Here is a 20,124-nt window from a genome sequence, read left to right on the forward strand (position 1 = left end):
AGCTATTATCGTACCAAGATTTTTGCTTGCAGCTAATTCAGTAACTCTTGCTAAGTCTTCAGCTGAGAAACCAGTTGTTCCAACAACAGGTCTTACACCATATTGCAAAGCTATTTCTGTATGTCTTTTACCAATTTCAGGTGTCGTCAAATCTACTAACACGTCTGCTTGGTGAGCTTGTAAACAATTCTCTAAATCAGTATAAATGGGTGTATCCATATTAGGTAAACCGTCAATATCAGAGATAAGTTGCCCATCATGTTTGCGATCTACCGCTCCTACTAATGAAAATTCCTTTGTGTTATGTATTAAATGTAAGGCCTCTTTACCCATTCTTCCTCTAGGGCCTGCAAGAACAATGTTAATTTGTTCACCCATTGCTGTCATTCTCCTTTCGCTTTTAAAGTCCAGCGATTTTTATCTCTAGTTTGAAATTTTTCCATTACACGATCGTGCGAAGTTTCCAAATTTATGTCGAGGGAATTTGCTAAACAAATTAATACAAAAAGCATATCACCTAGTTCTTCTTCAATTTCCCGTTCATTCTCACTATCCTTCTTTTGCTTTTCACCGTAATAATGGTTTATTTCTCGTGCTAGTTCTCCGAGCTCTTCTGTCATTCTAGCGAGCATTGCTAATGGGCTAAAATAACCTTCCTTAAATTGATTAATATACTGATCAACATCAAGCTGGATTTCATTTAACGTTTTAGTCATTCATAACCACCTCTTTCTCATCTTACATGTTAGCCAAAAGCTACTCATTTGACAAATGTTTCGTTTTTCAATTGACCCTTTTATCCATTATTTCATCTATTGTAACTATCGACTAGTTCAAATATAATAAGAAAAGTTGGGGCACTAAAATTTACTTATAATAAGAGTATGTCATGTTCTCATAGGTGAAATGTCGATATCCTTGCTCGGCCGACAAGATACGACCAGTTGATTCCGAAACAAGACATAAATACCCTTATGAAGCGATAAAGCTCCTGCCCTTCGTTTTTATGCGCAAGATACATAACATAAGGCTCTTTGTTGCTATTGTTTTTCAATCTAGTACAAAAAAATGGGTTATACTGTTAAATCGTTGTACTGAAGAAAAGATAGTTTATATCTAATTTCGAAAAACAACAATCAATGCGAAAACACCCTAACATAAAAGCTTTATGTGTAATTCTATTTAATCTGACTACTGTTTTGGAGGACATTATGCAATTAGGAATCAAGACTAAAAATATCTTATTTATTTTACTAGGATCAGCAATTTTCGCATTTGGGCTCGTTCATTTTAATATGCAAAATAACCTTGCTGAAGGTGGATTTACTGGTATTACTTTGCTATTATTCTTTACTCTAAAAATAGATCCGGCTTATTCAAATTTGTTGTTAAACATTCCAATGTTTATTCTCGGTTGGAGATTACTTGGTAGACAGGCATTTTTGTATACGGTAATTGGAACAGTGGGATTGTCAGTCTTTTTATGGATTTTTCAGCGCTATACTATTCAAATGCCATTAAATGAGGATTTAACTTTAGCAGCATTATTTGCAGGAGTATTTATCGGTGTTGGTTTAGGCATTATTTTTCGTTTTGGTGGAACGACCGGTGGTGTAGATATACTTGCTAGATTAGCACATAAATACATTGGCTGGAGCATGGGAAAAACAATGTTCTTATTTGATGCAGCAGTCATTACGGTTTCACTTATCGTATATTTAACATATCAGGAAGCAATGTATACACTCGTTGCAGTATTTGTTGGAGCGCGTGTCATTGATTTTATGCAGGAAGGTGCATATGCTGCCAAAGGTGCTACGATTATCTCAGATAAAAATGAAGAAATAGCTGAAAAAATTATGAAAGAAATGGATAGAGGAGCAACTTTTTTGAAAGCACAGGGCTCATTTTCTAAAATTGATAAAAATGTCTTATATTGTGTTGTCGGAAAAAATGAAATCGTCCGTTTAAAAAACGTTATTACATCTATTGATCCTCACGCTTTCGTCGCAGTAAGTGATGTCCATGACGTATTAGGAGAAGGTTTCACACTTGACGAAAATAAAAAACCACTCGAACGGTAACTCATGATGATGTAGAGTAGTTTGTACTACAAAGTTCATTACGTTATGTCTTAGATAATGATACTTGCGATTTGAAGCAAACAAAAGACCAGGATATGATTTATCCTGGTCTTGGTTTATTGCGATTATTTGTATAGCTTTACTTCTTAATCGTCTTGTGACATACCAATATACATTAGTACAAATCTTACAAGTTCTAGGACTGCAACCGCTGCCGCTGCAACATATGTTAATGCAGCCGCATTAAGCACTTTCTTCGTTTCTCTTTCTTCCTCGTTTCTAATCACACCTAGTGATACCACTTGCTCCATTGCACGGTTAGAGGCGTCAAACTCTACTGGTAATGTAACCACCTGAAACAAAACTGCAAATGCCATAAAGATGATACCTAATAACAGCATATTTGCTGAAGCAAAAATAATACCTGCAAGAATAATTATCCAAGAAAAATTCGAACCGATATTTGCAACGGGAACGAGAGAATGTCTTAACCGTAAAAATGCATAATCCTGTTGATCCTGTATCGCATGTCCAACTTCATGTGCCGCAACAGCTGTACCAGCAAGTGAATGACCATGATAGTTATCTGACGAAAGACGAACTGTTTTTGAACGTGGATCATAATGGTCTGACAGCACTCCACGTGTTTCCTCGATATTGACATCGTGTAAGCCGTTCGCATCCAATATGCTACGAGCTACTTGAGCACCAGACATTGCTGATGATGACGGGACTTTAGAATATTTTTTATACGCTCCCTTCACTTTCATTTGAGCCCAAATAGGAATAATAATTAGTAGTGCAAAATAGGCGATGTACCACATGCTAACTTACTCCACTCCTCTATTTTAATAATATAATGATAATTTTAGCTGAACAACCGATATTATGTCAATCATTTAGCTTTTTACGTGACTGTTGTTTTACTTTATCAGCTCTGTATTTCTTCCATCCAGCATATGATAGTGATAATAAAATAACACTTCCAATTGAAATCATTACCCATAATAGTGACGGATCAGTATCATCATCCTTCACTGCATTAAATAATTCATATAAATCCGATTCCATTTGATCAAGTTGTTGGATTTGTTTTGCTTTTTCCAAACTAATATGCTGATTTGATTCTAGAAAACGAATATGGCTATCCACTCTCGTTACCCACTCAGGATTAACATCAACCTTAATACTAGGTTGGATAACTTCATACTTATTTAAAAATAAATTTAACATATATTGAAATGTTTCAGTATCGTCTTGCTCAATTGCACCTTTCATTTGATGAAAGTACTTCATTGTCGAATGCTCCATTTCAACCCATAACGGTTGATGCTCTGAAATGATAGCGTCAATGACCAATCGGAATTGTACGACTTTTCTAACTCGTTCTTCATGAGAAAGGGCTGTCTTAGTTACAGCTTCAACAGCATTATTATGTGTAATTGTTATTACTCTTAATTCATCCATAGTATATGGCTTATCACTAGTACTAAATTGTAAAAATTCTTTAGTAAAGTGTTCCAACAGACTTTTTGTGTCGTCATATCTCTCACTTTTCACCATTTGTAAAGCTTCATCGGCTATTTCATCAAGTTTTTTCCAATGTTCTATTTCCGCAGCGTATTTATTACTTGGCAATACTAATAGTATTAGTAGTAACAACAACATCATACGTCCATTCATACTTGTCCCTCCTCAAACTTCTATTAATAATTATGAGAAGGTGGACAAGAGTAGAACTAAAAATACGAAAAAAGCCTAGACAAGCTGTTCACCTCGTTTTAGTATGAAGATCGACAACAGGTCATAAGCTTTTAGCTTTTGCTAAAAGTGAATTAGTTAAAGCATTTTTATAAACAGTCTTTTCGTAAATTTTGTGTTTTTCAGACAGAATGACTACAGTAAAAGAAGTCTTATGTGATTATCATCATATTGTGAAAAGAAGATCCCACGAAACAATATTTGTAACCGTGTTTATTTATTAGTAGGAAACACCACCTTCAATGCAAAAACAGCCTTGTAAAAAGACAAAAGTGGAGATTCTGCTCCACCTGATTTACAAAACTGAAATGCATTCCCTAGAAAACGATAAAAATGCTACTTGTTATGATGTTCGATTTTAATCATCGTCGTCTAAGTTTTTCGCGAATAGCAAAAGTATGTTGTTACGTTATTCTCAACACAAACCTATCTTTCTTCACACAAAGAACGTACGTAATCCCAATTGATGCTATACTAAGCCAAAAAGTAAAATACCCGATTTGTTGTACATATTCATTTAACACGTGATACCATGGCAACATGCCAAAAACATAATCAATGACATCATTATGTAAAGTCCATACACTGGCTATTGCTAAATGATACCATTTTATGCGGTAAAAAGGCGCAAAAAGTAACCCTTGCATCGCCATGGCACCATGTGAAAAGATTAACATCAAACTAGCAAAATCTAATGAACCTAACTCAAAATATACTAGTATATTCATAACAACAGCCCAAATGCCATATTTAAATAAAGTGACAATTGCTAGCGCTTCAATTAGCCCCCAATTCTTTTTAAGTAAGAAGGCCACGAGAACAAAAACAAAAAATAATGACGCAGTAGGACTATCTGGCACAAAAATAAGGTATTTTGGAGGTGTAGCATATAATTGCCATCTATACCAATAATAACCATATATTGTACCTAGTGTATTAATGACTAATAAACTAAATAGTACCCATCTCTGCCCTAAAGCTTGGACGATCCATCTCATTTTACTACCCAACTTTCGACTTATAATAACTATATTATTACCTAATTTTTATTTTATTAACTCATCTATTAAATGTACTAATTGGTCAATTTCCGGTTTACTTACTTGCCCTTCTGCACCTACCATTTGCCCTTTGTGTCGAAGGTCGTCCGTTATTAAAGAAGAAAAAATGACTACTGGTAATTTTGATAACTTTTTATCCTCTTTAATGCGTCTAGTAAAATGATGACCATCCATTTGAGGCATTTCTATGTCAGTTATCACGAGTTGTACTACCTCTGTAATCTCTTTTCCTGCATTAATTGTCTGTTCCAAGTAAGCTAATGCTTCTTTACCATTTTCAAAAAACTCAAGGTTACTGAAGCCTGCTTCTTTTAACGTATCTTCTAACTGTTTCCTTAATAAAGGTGAATCTTCAGCGATGACCAGTCTTTTAGATGATCTCTCTCGTTTACCTAACTTCTTCACTTTATTCACATTCACACCTGAATCTGGATTAATGTCAACAACAATCTTTTCAAAATCAAGCAACAACAACATGTCACTCTCCATTTTTACTACACCAATAATTTGACTTTCTAAACCTTGGTACATATCTGAAGGCTTTTCAATTTTATCCCAAGAAATTCGATGAATCTGTGTCACAGTATGAACGTGAAACACAATTTTTTGTTGATTAAATTCAGCAACGATAAACTTATCAAGTTTTGGATTATTCGACTTAGAAAACCCAAGTGCCTTAGCAACATCTACAACTGGAAGAACCTCCCCACGCAACTCAATAATACCTTCTACGTTTGGGTGTACATGTGGTACTTCTGTAACTACAACTGGATTAATAATCTCTTTAACTTTTATAACATTGATACCAAATTTATTGTTACCAATACCGAATTCTACTATTTCTAGTTCATTTGTACCACTTTCAAGTAATATACCATTTTTTGTAGCCATTAAAATGATCCCCCTCTTCTACACTAACTAATTCTCTATTTTCACTTTACTATTATTATAATAATAAATAAAGAAAAAGGTTGCCATATTTTACATCCAAACTACTATTCTATTTTTCAGTAGTTAAACTATACATACTGTGGCATGCATTGTAGTAAAATCTTTCTATTAGTTTTTCGGTACGTCAACTAATAGTAATGAAAAATGATTATTCTAAAATATGTCCTCAACGTAAACTCTCCTTCTTAACTAAAGCTCCATTTCAAAATATTTAACTTAGTAGCTAATTAACTACATCATTCGAATTTCATCGAGCATAATTATTGATGAATGACGTTATTTCATTTCACTATCCGTTTCTTATTAATACAAAAAATCCCGGTTCCTTATCATTGAGATATGACAAGGAACCAGGCGTATTTAGTCTACTACAACAAGACATTGATATTATATCAGCCATCAACTACCATTCTTTCTCCAACTCCTTTACAACTTTCACCATTGCCCTTTAAAATGCATTTTATATGGTAGTCAACTGTCATCATTTGAAATTCATAAAATATGACAATATAATTTATAATATTCCCATCCATCATTTTGTCAGTTGGTCAGAAATGTAACAAAGGGCAAACTAAGAATCCAACTCATTATCTACTACGTTAATGACACTTTCTACAATTTCGAATGCTGCTTCTTGTACAAACTCTTCACTCAAATTAAATGTAAAAGAATAAGCAGCCTCTTCATAATTTAACGCTACAAATAAAAATTCATTCTTATCATTCTTTTTTTCTACATATTCAATCGTTTTTCCATTCAAAACCATTGTTTTTCCGTTTGAAAAGGATATTCCTCCGTCTTCAATGTAAGTATATTCCAATACAGTTTTTCCTTCATATACTCCATATAAAAATTTGGAATTTGTTTCTTTCTCATAAGCTTGTATCACTGCCGGATCACTAAAGTCCTCTATGATTTCTCCTCTTTCTTCAGCATATACTATAGTTAATTTTTTACTATTACCTATTGGTGGCATTTGTATGATAGCAAATACCATTGGATAGTTTTCAAATTCTGGAATTACTACTCCTTCACCTAATTCATCATAAACTTGCTCACTAATATCCGGTTCACCAATCGTTTTTGATGAACAAGAAACAAGAATAAACAGTGAGATTATAAAAAATGTCATTTTATGAATTTTCATTATAACCCCTCCATATAAATCCTCTATTTGTATGAATTATATGTCGTTCCTCTGTAATTTAAGCTGCTTTCGATTGAATTATTGTTTTTCATTCCAAGAACGCTCTTCTTACTCATGAAGTACTAACAAAGAGGTGTGACTTTTTTAGTTCAATCAAAGACTACTTAAATGTTCGTGGATTAACTTCCAGTCGTCATAATCATTATTTTTGACAAAGATATTTGTTGCTCGCCCACTTCCAGTAACAAATTTGCCATTATAATAACCTTCATAATGATATGTATATACACAAGAGGCAGTTTTTTGATCTACTGTAATCCACTCTACATCCTTTGCTGCATATACCTCGTCTTTGATTGTATGCCACGCATTTTCGAAATAACTCTGAATTTCTTCTAAATTTACACAAGACTTGTCTGTAAACCAATAAACGGCATTTTCATGAAGAACTTTTTTCACATTGTTGAAATCATGAGAATTTGTCGCTTCTATATACTTTTGTAAGGCTTGTTGATAATTCATTGCTTTCTCCTTTACAAATTATTAATTCTATTCTTTTTATTACTAAATTATGGATTTTTTTCATTATAGTCATTATTACAAAACTTTAATTCAAAAGGAAGTAATATGTAATTGTAACAGTTAAAAAAGGGCTCTTTTCTTCTCTAAAGACTATAAAATCATATAATACACGTCAGTTGCTAATGTAAGTGAAACAAGCAACAAAGTTTAAGAAAAGAGCCTTAAAAATTTACATAGTAATAACTACAAACCCCTTTTTTTGTCCGGATTCAACATACCTGTGAGCATCATCAGTCTGTTCCAAGGGAAAGGATCTATCAATGACCGATATGATCTTCCCCTTCTCAATAAGCTCCTTTAGGAAATGTAAATCTTCAGCCTTCTCTGTAGACAATGCACAGATTACTTTCTTACTGCTGAACATTGAAGTCCACAGCATTTCATACAGTTGTTTTATCTTAAAGCTGGCTAAAAGATAATAACCACTTTGCTTTAGTGAGCCTTTACATCTTTGAAACGAACTCTTGCCTAATATGTCAAAAATAAGATCGTATGTTTCACCGTTTTTCGTAAAATCATCAGTTGTGTAATCAATGACTTTGTCAGCTCCCAGAGCCTTCACAAATTCTACTCTCGAAGTACTACATACTCCAGTAACTTCTGCACCAAAGTATTTTGCAATCTGTACTGCGGCTGAACCTATACTCCCAGACGCGCCATTTATAAGTACTTTTTGTCCACTACGAACTTCTACTTTTCGAAGTAAATTCAATGCCGTCATTGCCCCATAAGGGACGACAGTGGCTTCCTCAAAACTCATATTCGTTGGTTTTGTGGCTAATATCCCTTTTTCAGTTAGACAAATATACTCTGCATAAGCACCCATATTTTGACCGAGATATCCAAAAACCTCATCTCCTAATTTAAATAATTTGACATCTTTTCCTACTAATTCAATTTGCCCAGCAAACTCACTTCCTAGAATATTTATCTTTGGCTTCCGAAATCCGAAGTAAAATTTAGAAAGTGCCCAGAAAAGCAACGGCATGTTAAATTTACTAGGAGAAATTTCATTAAAATTTCGAGCCACTAAATCTCCATAATTTATAGAAGTTGCATTTACTTTAATCAATACTTCATTGTCCTTTGGCATTGGCTTTTTCACATCTTTTAGTTCCAAGACTTCAGGTGAACCATAATTCTCACATACTATCGCTTTTATCCTAATCTCCTCCTTTAAATATATCAAAAGAATAATAATCTATAATTAACTTCAAATCAGAGTAAGCTATTAATAAAAAATGTGCCATGTTGCTGTAAATGCACACTCCGCAATACTCTTTCGTTAACTTTGACTGTTTACATATTAATTGTCGCATTTCGTAATTAGCACACGATTAGTACCTTTTCACCTCTAAAGGCTAGAATCATCATCAGCAGTTATTCAAAAGTAAGTGCAAAAAGTTTCACGAAAAGAGGCTAATCCTAACAACATTAAGTTCTATTATTCTCTTATTAAGTAAATTTAGAATATGGTCAAGGTGTTAATAAAATGACAACTGAATCGTCTAATTTCTATTTAATGAATTACTCAGAGAAACACATTTTAAACAAGTTGCTCATATTTTAACTCATTTATCATTTTAGTCTTCAACTATTGGATTGAAACCTTTCATTATCAAATAAACAGCCAGAACCAATTCAAATATAGCTGTTGGTGTATTCATAATAAAATAAATTGGTGTTATTAATTTAATTACATCAAACATCAATAGAAATGTTACTACCAGTGTTAAATTACAGCCAATAAAACCCCAAATTGATAGCCATTTAGGAAAAAGATTCATTCGAAAAGAACAATAATATAGAATTAAACCACCTAAACTCCACGGCAGTATCATTCCAATATGATTCACCCCATCTCTAAATAATCGAAGCAATTCTCCAATAGTTTTGAAATAGGATAGATCTGGCTGACTTTCTATCATAAAACGTTCACTTATGAATAATAGTAACATCAGCGAAACTATTCCAATAAAAAGAAATGCTGCTCCAATAATTCTGAATCCGAAATACGCAAGAGCTATTCCTTCATTATATTTCTTGATTATTGGATATATTAAAACAGCCACACAAACATATACAGTGGCCATAGTAAATTGAAAAAACATAGCCACAAGAACTTGCACTTTGATTGATGATAATTTAATTAGGTAATCCGATTGCTCTAGAGCTGGAACTGTTGAGAACATACCTGAAACTAATCCTAATATTAATAAAACACCGAATATTAAGGCTTTTTTTCTGTAAGAACTCATTGTTCATACCTCCTCAGCATGTTTCTTTATCTACTTTATATTCCATTCCAATAATAAAATATTGCTAAACACATACATTGTGTTCCACCAGAGCTAATGGAACCTCTTTAATGACTGTCTCTTTGGCATGACTACTTAGATGCCACTCAGTTAACTTATTTGTAAGATTGTAACTATATTACTTCTATAAATTGGAATTTCATAGACACTTTAGTGTTGTTTTCATATATACAAAACTGTTTTATCCTACAAGTCATGAAAACACACCTATATTAAATACTCCTTTTACAAGGCTGTTTTCAAATAGTTTGTAGCTTATTATTAATAAATAATCACGAATATCACTAGATTTCGTGCCGTCTTTTCTTCTTTAATAACGACAACTTAATCTTCTAGTCTAGGAACCGTAGCAACAAAGTTAATGAAGAGAGCCATTATAATGGGAGGGTCATTTAACATCTTAAGATTTAATATTCTGACATACTATTAGCTATTATTGAGACTTATTATAGAAAATAATATGGAAGATATATGTTAACAGTAACAAATTGAAAGCTTCTTACTTAAATCCACAAACAAAATGTAGCTTTATTTGCAGTGATATTACTTTCTCTGAAAGAATGGTCTTATACTCGTATAAGCATTGTAGAACTATTTATAATATTTAGATGTAGACAAGGTAACGAAATTCTTTTAGTAAACTCTAGGCATTTCGTTTTAATCGTGAGACCTAGACACCAAGGACACCTTCAACAAACTCTAGCTTTGAGAGAATCTGTTCTATACTATGACATTGAATCATATTAAAAATACAAATGGTGAACATCATTTCTAATTAGAAAAAAGTTTGATATAAATTGAGGATTATTTGTGCCACATTTGTGAACACTTTCACATTTCTATAGACATATGAAATCACTCGGAATAAAATGTAGGTGAATTTAAAAATCACGATAAATGATCACATAAATTAGCATGTAAAAAGGGGAAGATTTATATGAAGGGTACAGCCATTTTATTCAAAGAGACTCGACCTGTAACAATATTAGAAGACGTTGATAAATCAATATACCATGAAATAAAAAAACAGTGTGGATGTCAACAATGTAATTGCTCTATTGACAATAAAAATGTAGAATTTGGCCAAGTGTCACCTGTTATGTGGCATGAGGAAGAAGTTGATTGGGATTATGGATATTAAGTAAAACCCTCTTTGTACACTTTGGCACTATGGCTTTCAAATTTAAACAGCTAATTCTCACCATTTTCAAGAAGAGAAGTTGCTACAAACGCTAGTTATGTTTCATTTCTTAGTACGAAATTTTAAAGAAAGAAACCTTAGTTACTTAAAAAAATTTAGTTATCGCTCCAGTGTCCTATAATAGGTATACTGGAGCTTTGCTTTATGTGTATTCATTTTATGCCGGATAACCTCCACCAGGCGGGGGCCATGCGCCAAGTAATCGTCGAATTAAAATAATTTCGCCTAAATGATATGTATTATGTGAAGCTATATTACGTAATGAGCTTACTGGCGTTTCAGTAGGCCAATTTTGTAATGGCTCAACTAGTCGTATCTTTCGTGTTATTTCACAGGCTTTATCAATGCCATTTAAAAAATGTTCTACAAGCTTTATCCATTCTTCGTTACTAGATGGGGATTTATCCTGTGGCCAAGTATCCATTGCATTCTTAGGTAGGTCACGGTTTCCACCTTGAAGAAATTCTAAGAAAAAATCCTGCCAATACGACATATGACCTAGAAGTTGATAAATTGTATATGGTAAACCTTCGATGCTTTCCCCTGCAAGTTGCCTATCAATATCAGATAGCGCTCTGTTAATAGGGATATGCCCACGCTCACCCTTCAATGATTGTATAAGAGTTTTAGAAAATTCTTCGTTTACTGTCGACAACGTAAACAACCCTTTCTTGATTTATATTTTCACCGATCATAATACTAACAGCATACCATACTATATTCAAATAAGGCTGTTTTCACATAGATTGTTGTTTATCGTATTACAAAATAAACATGTAAACAACTTGATCGCGTCGTATCCTTTCTTCAAAAAAACGATGACTGTTACGTAAAACGATATCTTCATCTTCTAATTTACGTAAATTAGCTGCAAATTTCACGAAAAGAGCTTAATACAAACAAGTGAAAGTTGTACACTCATACGGTTTCCAACCTAAACAATAAATTGTACGTTTTAATCATGCACATTCGTACAGACAAAATTATAAATATGTCATAGACATATATAGAGAATGAGAAAGTGGGGTGATTTATTAATGTGTAACTACGGTGTAGCTGGCGCTGGCTATCCTGGATACGGCTACGGTCCAGGAGTAGGAGGAGCCTTTGGATCTACGTTTGCGTTAATTGTTGTACTATTTATTCTGTTGATTATCGTACTTGGAGCATTTTGTTTAACATATTAGTTAATCAATTTCCATTGAGTATTATCATACCTTTTCCTTTTCATTTCACTTTTCAACAACGTGGAATAGGGAGGTTACCACGTGATTACCTCCCTCCTTTTTATACTTTTTGACCTTCATTTAATGCCGTTTTTACTTCTCTGTATGAAAGACTATGTGCATCAGCGACTTCTTTATACGTAATAAACCCTCCAGCAGCGTTGACGCCTTTTAACAGAGCTGGACAGTCCAGGCATGCATTTTTATAGCCTTTACTTGCAATATTGACAGCATATGGTATCGTGACATTTGTTAAAGCGATTGTAGATGTTCTAGGCACCGCCCCAGGCATATTTCCTACAGCATAATGCACTACACCATGTGTTACATAGGTTGGGTCCTTATGTGTAGTAACCCTATCTGTCGTTTCAAATATACCCCCTTGATCGATTGCTACATCAACGATCACAGACCTCTCTTCCATCATCCTAACCATTTCCGACGATACAAGCTTTGGTGCCTTTGCCCCTGGTATGAGCACTGCTCCTATAACTAAATCCGAATCTAATACTGCTTGCCCAATTGTATACGGATCAGACATAAGTGTTTGAATTGAGGTTCCAAAAATGTCATCTAGCTCCCTCAGCCTATTAGGATTAACATCAATAATTGACACATTTGCCCCAAGCCCTATTGCTATTTTTGCGGCATTGGTGCCAACTACTCCACCACCTATAATCGTGACCTTTCCTCTTTTCACCCCGGGCACTCCTCCAAGTAGTACCCCTTTACCGCCTTTAGATTTTTCTAGAAACTGAGCGCCAATTTGTGTGGACATTCTCCCTGCAACTTCACTCATTGGAGTTAATAAAGGTAATGTCTTGTCTTGCATTTGAACTGTTTCATATGCTATAGCGACTACTTTTTTCTCGGCGAGTGCTTCTGTTAGCTCCCGATTTGTTGCTAAATGCAAATAAGTAAATATAATTAATCCCTCATAAAAGTAATGATATTCTTCTGTTAAAGGCTCTTTAACTTTCATCACCATATCACATTCCCAAGCTGTTTTTGCAGATTCAACAATTTCTGCACCAGCTTCAATGTACAATTCATCAAAAAAACCAGATTGTAGGCCAGCACCACTTTCAATAAAAACTTTATGTCCAGCTCGCGTTAAATGTAGTACGCCAGCTGGTGTAAGCGCTACTCTACTTTCACTTGTTTTAATTTCTTTTGGAATGCCAACTCTCATCTTATCACCATCCTTTCGACCATACTTATTTGTTGTGAGATCATTCAAGTTCCCTTTAACAATACTTATCGAATATAACTGTCAAGATTGAGCTGTTCAAAGCAATGTTTAAACAGCCCTTATAATAGATTTAAAATTTTGGATTTAAAACATTAATGTATGTAGAAGAAGTATTGTTACTACTCTGTATAAATGACACAACTACCATTCGTTTTACTAGCAGATTTCATATAACGCTTGGGTAACAACTTTAATTAATAAATTCACATCTTCATCATTAATTGTTAAAGGTGGTGAAATTGTCAAAACATTGTTATACCCTGAAACAGTCATCCCATTTTTCCCGATGATTACCCCATGATTTTTACAAACCTCAATTACTTTATTTACTTTGTCAATAGCTAATGGTTGTTTTGAGGCTTTATCGATAACTAATTCTATTCCGATTAGCAGTCCCTTCCCTCGTATATTTCCCACGTAGGGATGATCTTCAAGCCTATCATCAAACTCTTCTAATATAGTTGAACCTAGTCTTTTTGATCGCTCAAAGAGCTGTTCCTGTTCCATAATTTCAATATTTTTCATTGCAAGTGCACAAGCTGCAGGGTTACCACCAAAAGTATTGACATGACGGAAAAAATCATATTGCTCTGAACCATTAAACGAATCATAAATATTTTTTCGAACAGCTGTTGCTGCTAAAGGTAGATAAGCACTCGTAATTCCTTTTGCCATTGTAATAATGTCCGGTTTAACATCATAATTCATGTATCCAAATGGCTCTCCAGTTCGCCCAAAACCGCAAATGACTTCGTCTGAGATAAGGAGGGCACCATGTTTTTCACATACTTTTTTTACACCTTTCATATACCCATCTGGGGGCATTAAAATACCACCACCCGTAATGATCGGTTCCATGATTACAGCAGCAATCGTCTCGCTTAACTCCCATGTCATCACGTTATCAATCGCTTTAACAGATGCTATATCAACAGGGTCTTTTACAGTAGTGTCTTCTTCAGACCTGTAAGCATCAGGTGGGGCAACATGAATAAAGCCTGATGCAAGCGGTTCATATTTATATTTCCTTTGTGCCTGACCTGTAGCAGCTAACGAACCAAAGGTATTTCCATGATAACCTCTATAACGAGATATAATTTTGTATCGATGGTGATCACCACGTTGTTGATGATATTGTCTGACAATTTTGAATGCGGTTTCATTCGCTTCGGAACCACTATTTGAAAAAAAGAAAACATAGTCATCGCCCAACAAGTTAGTGAGCTTTTCAGCTAAATGAATAGCTGGTATATGACTTTGAGTAAGTGGGACATATGGACATTCCAATAATTGGTCATATGCAGCTTCAGCAAGTTCTTTACGACCATACCCTACATTTACACACCATAGTCCAGACATTGCATCTAAATATTTATTTCCGTTTATATCAGTTATCCAAGATCCTTTTGCTTGACTTATTACCATCGTCGATTTAGGGTCATATGGTTTCATGGAGTGCCAGACATAATGGTCATCCTTCATCATCATATCCTTTGCAGTAATTTCTCGTTCCATATACCTCCCGCCTTTCAATGAATTAATGGTTGCAGCAAACAATCAATGCTGACATAAATCTATTTGTTATTAATAGGGAAATAGGATTGAATTTCCTTCACCATATTAGTAAATTGAGTCTGGTCTCGAAAATCTTCAGGGTGCCAATTTTCAACAATCCACCTCACTAGCTCCACTGGACTATTAAAAATTTCACCACTAGAATCCGCTTTACGAATCATATACCTCCCATTGTCTTCGTCAATTGTCACTTCACAAGGTAAGGCACTCCCTTTACAACTAAGTTCATACTCCATGTTTTCTTCCTCCCTTTTTTACTAAGGCTTGAATTCGTCGTTAACGTGATGACTGTTGCATAAAACCTCTTATCGCAGTTTTAATGCAGTGACAATAACAAAGGTACGAAAGAAGCCTTTCTATAAAATGTTCTATTACTTTATCACAGTATTTTAGAGAAACTTGTAAAAATTCGACGTTTTTTAAATCATTTCTTTCGAATGATTTCATCTTTTTTGGACAAATGCAGTCATTATTTATATACTAATCTTAATCTTTTTATATGAGATAGCTTTTAAATTTTGTTCGGAAGGATGTACGTTAACATGGAACACCTTATTAATTCACGTGTAAAAAATATTGAAATATCTGGCATACGAAAATTTTTTAACTTTGTTGCAGATTTTGAAGACGTAATATCTTTAACAATCGGCCAACCTGACTTTCATACACCAAGCCATATTAAAGACGCAGGTATTGAATCTATAACAAACAACTATACTACATACACTCCTAATGCAGGTGATCTAGCATTACGAAGAGCAGCATCAGCTTTTGTATTGGAGAAATACAGTTTGCAATATGATCCAGAAAGTGAAGTCATTGTTACGATAGGTGCAAGTCAGGCAATAGATATCGCTTTTAGAACGATTTTAGAGGAAGGTACAGAGGTCATACTTCCTGGTCCAGTTTACCCAGGTTACGAACCAATCATAAAACTTTGTGGTGCAAAGGCTATTCATGTTGATACAACAGCGAGTGATTTTAAACTGACGGCAAAATTGATCGAAGAACATATTACTGAGAAAACACGTTGTATTGTATTACCTTACCCTTCAAATCCAACAGGAGTTACTCTCACACCTGATGAGTTAGAGGAGATCGCGGCATTATTAAAAGATAAAAATATTTTTGTACTATCAGATGAGATTTATAGTGAACTCGTGTTCATAGGAAGACATCATTCAATTGCAAGCTATTTACCGAATAAAACGATAGTCATTAATGGGCTCAGTAAATCTCACTCAATGACCGGGTGGCGTATTGGTTTTTTATTTGCTCCGTCGTTCCTAGTTAAACATATTTTAAAAGTCCATCAATATAACGTTTCTTGCGCATCTTCTATTTCCCAAAAAGCTGCTTATGAAGCACTCACTAATGGTAAAAATGATGCTATTTCAATGAAAGATACATATCGACAAAGATTGGAATATGTCGAAAGTCGACTAGAAAAAATTGGGCTCCCAGTTACTAAACCTACGGGTGCATTTTATATATTTCCATCCATTAAACAGTTCAAGTTAACATCCTATGAGTTTGCAATAAAGTTAGTGAAGGAAGCAAGGGTAGCAGTCGTTCCTGGAAGTGCTTTTTCCTCTTATGGAGAAGATTATATTCGACTATCATACGCATATTCTATGGAAACTTTAACAGAGGGTTTAAATCGTATAGAACGTTTTGTTTTAAACTATTAAGATAGTAAACCTTTTTCCAGGCACCAGAAGTTAAAGATAAACGAAAGTTGCTTTTTATAGATTGAGATTATATTTGTCTGTTATATCACACATTATATAATAATAATGATCAAGTACATCACTAATATTTAGAGGTGTACTTTATTATTTAGACCTCTAACCGGATGGATTTGTTATAACAGTAATATAGTATTACTTTTTATAAGAAAGTAATTTCTAGAAACATGCTACTTTATAAGGAATGTGAGAATGAGGAGAAGGTATACATTAATAGGTAGCCGAAATCCTAGGAAAATACGATAAAAAAACGCATTCAATACAACGCCATGGAACAACTTGTACGACCTATTTTGATTAGTTTCTTTATTCTAGATCAACATGTCATTTGAACAACTTCAGTACACAAAAATCCAGGTAAGATTTTTTATCTCTATCTCTCACTATAATTGACGTTAAATAGATAATCAGTAACTTGAGCACCTCGATAGCTTCTTTGTGTTATATTTCCTTGTGCATCTCGTTCCTCACCTGTTTTTTCCAACGCATAAGCTGAAAAATAATAACCTTCAACTGGTAATTGATTGTCCTCTAATAAGTCTATTTCACCATTTAATATGATGAAATGAGTACGATTTTCTATAGCATAATTGACCCGCTCCCCTGAACTTTGAATGCCATATGAAGAAAAGTCACCCTTAGCGTAAGTTATATCTCTAATATCAAGTACATTGAGATTTTCAAAGAAATGGGCACTTTCAATTATTCGATTGTAATCTAGCCATGTATCAAGTTGACTGTGCGTTATTCGATACCTCACTTTATCAAAGTCATATCGAATATTATAAAGATTATAGCTATTGCCTTTCTGTTCGAAGAACTGCCAGCTAAAAGCTGTAATTCTTCCATCTTTAACATAGTCTAATTCAAAATTCTTAAGCCTTAAATTGAGTTCCTCTAATTCTAATTTTTCCTTAATCAGCTCATATTCGTCTTGAAAGTTAATTGTATATACTGAACCAAGTTCATGCTCAATAAATAATGGGCGGCTTTGCCATTCATTAACAGCATATGGTAAAATCCAATGGACAATGATAAAAGTAATAACACCAAATACTGCTGCCATTCGCTTGACTTCTACATTTAAAGCTGGTCTAAAGAATAATATATACAATATAAACCCAAGAGGAAGTGTAATTTGATTGAAACTAAAAGCAAAGGAGCCTAATATAAAATATCCTACTATTTTTAAGGGAAAATACGATTCTTCTTCATCTTTTTTCCATACTAAATACAAGCAACAAACAATTAATAAAACATTGTAAACATTTGTTACCATTATTACCCCCCATATACTCATAAACGGAATTAGTCATTGAAAAATAAACTGAACAAAGCAATTCTCTGTAAAATATATTCCTTTTTCATAATGTTATTTCAAATAACTGTATAAGAATAGGAGGTGCTCGTTTGCTAGGACAAGTTGTTGAAGCTTACGCCACTTCTTAATAAATCGAAATTTTTACTAAAACGAATTTGCTGTCTAACAATCAATTTTTTATTAAAGGTCAAATTGTCATTCAATTGTGTGAAAACGTATTTCATTCCATATGCCATTAAAGTACATATTATTCATATGAACTCTTACTCCACGTTGATAAAAAAAGGATAAATAGAGCAACTTAATATATTGCCTACCATCCTTCGTTTAATTATTCTTTATAATGTCTAACAATAAAGAGATATATTTTTTTAATGTTCCTAACACTTTTAATAGAACATCTAGCCGTTTCTGTTTTTTAAACTACCAATTCTTTTTCTAGTTCCAACCTTAATTGATCCGGAATAACCTCGCTTTGCTGTGTTTCAAAATTGAAATAGACAATCACAGCTTCCCCTTTTGCGATATGTTGATTGGAATGAGCATCAACAATTAAATGCTCTATTTTAAAGCTTTTTGTACCTACGTGCGATACTCTTGACAAAATTCTTAATTGCTGGTCAAAAAAAGCTTGATTAATAAAATCACATTTTATTGAAACTACAACATATTTCCAATCTTTAATATCACAATGTGGATCAAATTGCTTAAAATATTCAACCCTAGCTTCCTCTAAGTAAATAAAATAACTAGTGTTATTGACATGTCCTAATGCGTCTGTTTCAGAAAAGCGTACTTTCACGTTACATTCATGCATCATTTCATCATCCCTTCTACAACCTCTGCTTCATTCGTCATATTCTATTTCTACATAGTATAGCTATATACCTTTTTTCTTTTAGCTTTCTATCAACTTAAATCTCAAAAATCAATAGGCATATGTTTAGTAGATTCTTGCTAGTTATTTTACAAATAACGATTGTTATTCTAATAGCTTTAATCGATCTAGAACTGTGGCTAGCTGTGCTCTCGTTACATGTTCGTTCACTCTGAAGTTTCCTTCGCTGTTAGCTGTAAGAACTCCTTTATTCATCGCTTTGCGGATCGAGTTCTCTGCCCAATGTCCTTCATAGTCTTTTTTTTCAACAGGCTCTTCATCCTCACCGATAAACCATGCTAACGACTTGCTCCCATTCAAAGTGTTTAAGTCAAGATTACCGTTGTACCATGATACTTTTCCCTTGCTAGTGTATTGCCAAATTTCACAAGGGTAGTCTGGTTTCTTTTGCTGGGTGCCGTCGTTGCTACCGTATCGAGGAAGCCATAGGAAATCTGCGTTCACTTTATCCATACCGAAAGGTTTATAAAGGTGATGACCCGTGTACAATCCTACTTTCCAACCACTTGCTTTACACACGTCAATAAATGCTTGAGTAGCAGGTTTCATCTGTGCAACGGTGGGCGTTGTTTTATCCTCAACATCGACCACTAAAAACTTGGCAGCTGGATCAATTCTATTAAGGAAATCACGTGCTTCTACAATTGCGTCGTTTTCACTGACAAACCTAGCGTATGCATAATGAGCAAATGGAATACCATATTTTTTACAGTTATGCACATGTTTGACGTATTCACGATCAATAACAGTAGAACCATATTGCACTCTAATAATCATTAACGCTACTTCTTCAGCAGCCTTTGCCCAATTAATATTACTAGTGAGTTGGTGGTGTGATACATCCACGATAAGTGTTTTGTTCATCATTTATCGACTCCTTATTTCACTATATGCAGCTAAATCATGTGTGCTTGTACATAATCCCCATATAATTGAAATAATTCGCATAGTTAAAAAAATCGAATCCAAAATGAATCAGGATCCGACTTTCATCTATAC

The 20,124-nt window shown here is 34.0% G+C and carries 19 protein-coding genes and 2 pseudogenes; 4 read left to right on the forward strand and 17 right to left on the reverse strand.

All coding sequences use genetic code 11. The features are described 5' to 3' along the window. A pseudogene (locus JM172_RS24705) lies at positions 1–378 on the reverse strand (4-hydroxy-tetrahydrodipicolinate reductase); the annotation flags it as partial. A gap of 5 nt (positions 379–383) precedes the next feature. Beyond that, entirely contained in the window at positions 384–716 is a 333-nt protein-coding gene (locus JM172_RS06400) for a nucleotide pyrophosphohydrolase (RefSeq protein ID WP_214481271.1), read from the reverse strand. Positions 717–1,211: 495 nt separating this feature from the next. Between JM172_RS06400 and JM172_RS06405 the strand changes: the two genes are divergently transcribed. Next, positions 1,212–2,084, forward strand: a complete 873-nt coding sequence (locus JM172_RS06405; protein ID WP_214481272.1) for a YitT family protein — start codon at positions 1,212–1,214, stop codon at positions 2,082–2,084. A gap of 146 nt (positions 2,085–2,230) precedes the next feature. Here JM172_RS06405 and JM172_RS06410 read toward each other — a convergent pair whose 3' ends face one another. The 8 genes from JM172_RS06410 to JM172_RS06445 form a co-directional block, all read right to left on the reverse strand. After that, positions 2,231–2,908 (reverse strand): zinc metallopeptidase, encoded by a 678-nt coding sequence (locus JM172_RS06410; RefSeq protein WP_214481273.1) that lies wholly within the window; start codon positions 2,906–2,908, stop codon positions 2,231–2,233. Between the two features lie 67 nt (positions 2,909–2,975). Next, positions 2,976–3,767 (reverse strand): sporulation protein YpjB, encoded by a 792-nt coding sequence (gene ypjB / locus JM172_RS06415; RefSeq protein WP_214481274.1) that lies wholly within the window; start codon positions 3,765–3,767, stop codon positions 2,976–2,978. A 482-nt stretch (positions 3,768–4,249) separates the two neighbouring features. Then, on the reverse strand, positions 4,250–4,843 hold the full coding sequence (gene lhaT / locus JM172_RS06420; protein ID WP_214481275.1) for a lipoprotein heptaprenylglyceryl N-acetyltransferase LhaT: 594 nt from the start codon (positions 4,841–4,843) through the stop codon (positions 4,250–4,252). A 48-nt stretch (positions 4,844–4,891) separates the two neighbouring features. After that, a complete protein-coding gene (locus JM172_RS06425) occupies positions 4,892–5,797 on the reverse strand; it encodes a chemotaxis protein (protein WP_214481276.1) in 906 nt (301 codons plus the stop codon). 631 nt (positions 5,798–6,428) lie between these two features. After that, on the reverse strand, positions 6,429–7,004 hold the full coding sequence (locus tag JM172_RS06430) for a hypothetical protein (protein WP_214481277.1): 576 nt from the start codon (positions 7,002–7,004) through the stop codon (positions 6,429–6,431). Positions 7,005–7,157: 153 nt separating this feature from the next. Continuing rightward, positions 7,158–7,526, reverse strand: coding sequence for a YybH family protein (locus tag JM172_RS06435; protein WP_214481278.1), 369 nt, complete (start codon positions 7,524–7,526; stop codon positions 7,158–7,160). Between the two features lie 229 nt (positions 7,527–7,755). Next, positions 7,756–8,748 (reverse strand): NAD(P)-dependent alcohol dehydrogenase, encoded by a 993-nt coding sequence (locus tag JM172_RS06440; RefSeq protein WP_214481420.1) that lies wholly within the window; start codon positions 8,746–8,748, stop codon positions 7,756–7,758. 421 nt (positions 8,749–9,169) lie between these two features. Continuing rightward, a complete protein-coding gene (locus JM172_RS06445) occupies positions 9,170–9,844 on the reverse strand; it encodes a DUF4386 domain-containing protein (RefSeq protein WP_214481279.1) in 675 nt (224 codons plus the stop codon). Positions 9,845–10,841: 997 nt separating this feature from the next. Here JM172_RS06445 and JM172_RS06450 point away from each other — a divergent pair. Beyond that, positions 10,842–11,045: a hypothetical protein gene (locus tag JM172_RS06450; protein ID WP_214481280.1), complete on the forward strand. Its 204-nt coding sequence runs from the start codon at positions 10,842–10,844 to the stop codon at positions 11,043–11,045. 217 nt (positions 11,046–11,262) lie between these two features. Here JM172_RS06450 and JM172_RS06455 read toward each other — a convergent pair whose 3' ends face one another. Continuing rightward, entirely contained in the window at positions 11,263–11,760 is a 498-nt protein-coding gene (locus JM172_RS06455) for a DinB family protein (protein WP_214481281.1), read from the reverse strand. Between the two features lie 409 nt (positions 11,761–12,169). On the opposite strand from JM172_RS06455, the pseudogene JM172_RS06460 reads away from it, so the two are divergent. Then, positions 12,170–12,292: pseudogene (locus JM172_RS06460) on the forward strand (YjcZ family sporulation protein); the annotation flags it as partial. Positions 12,293–12,392: 100 nt separating this feature from the next. On the opposite strand, the gene ald reads toward JM172_RS06460, so the two are convergent. The 3 genes from ald to JM172_RS06475 form a co-directional block, all read right to left on the reverse strand. Further along, positions 12,393–13,523 carry an alanine dehydrogenase gene (gene ald, locus JM172_RS06465; protein ID WP_214481283.1) on the reverse strand — a complete coding sequence of 377 codons (1,131 nt, stop codon included), beginning with the start codon at positions 13,521–13,523 and terminating at the stop codon, positions 12,393–12,395. Positions 13,524–13,739: 216 nt separating this feature from the next. Next, complete coding sequence (locus JM172_RS06470; protein WP_214481284.1) at positions 13,740–15,098, reverse strand: aspartate aminotransferase family protein; 1,359 nt, start codon at positions 15,096–15,098, stop codon at positions 13,740–13,742. A gap of 59 nt (positions 15,099–15,157) precedes the next feature. Then, on the reverse strand, positions 15,158–15,394 hold the full coding sequence (locus tag JM172_RS06475) for a hypothetical protein (protein WP_214481285.1): 237 nt from the start codon (positions 15,392–15,394) through the stop codon (positions 15,158–15,160). Positions 15,395–15,700: 306 nt separating this feature from the next. On the opposite strand from JM172_RS06475, the gene JM172_RS06480 reads away from it, so the two are divergent. Further along, entirely contained in the window at positions 15,701–16,849 is a 1,149-nt protein-coding gene (locus JM172_RS06480; protein WP_214481286.1) for an aminotransferase A, read from the forward strand. Between the two features lie 430 nt (positions 16,850–17,279). Here the strand turns inward: JM172_RS06480 and JM172_RS06485 are convergent, their stop codons facing one another. The 3 genes from JM172_RS06485 to JM172_RS06495 all read right to left on the reverse strand — a co-directional run bounded on the left by JM172_RS06485 (position 17,280) and on the right by JM172_RS06495 (position 19,989). Further along, complete coding sequence (locus JM172_RS06485; RefSeq protein ID WP_214481287.1) at positions 17,280–18,185, reverse strand: hypothetical protein; 906 nt, start codon at positions 18,183–18,185, stop codon at positions 17,280–17,282. Positions 18,186–18,645: 460 nt separating this feature from the next. Then, entirely contained in the window at positions 18,646–19,047 is a 402-nt protein-coding gene (locus tag JM172_RS06490) for an acyl-CoA thioesterase (RefSeq protein ID WP_214481288.1), read from the reverse strand. 162 nt (positions 19,048–19,209) lie between these two features. Continuing rightward, positions 19,210–19,989, reverse strand: coding sequence for a GH25 family lysozyme (locus tag JM172_RS06495; RefSeq protein WP_214481289.1), 780 nt, complete (start codon positions 19,987–19,989; stop codon positions 19,210–19,212). Positions 19,990–20,124 lie beyond the last annotated feature (135 nt).

Source organism: Bacillus sp. SM2101, from assembly GCF_018588585.1.
GTDB classification, from domain to species: Bacteria; Bacillota; Bacilli; order Bacillales; family SM2101; genus Nanhaiella; species Nanhaiella sioensis.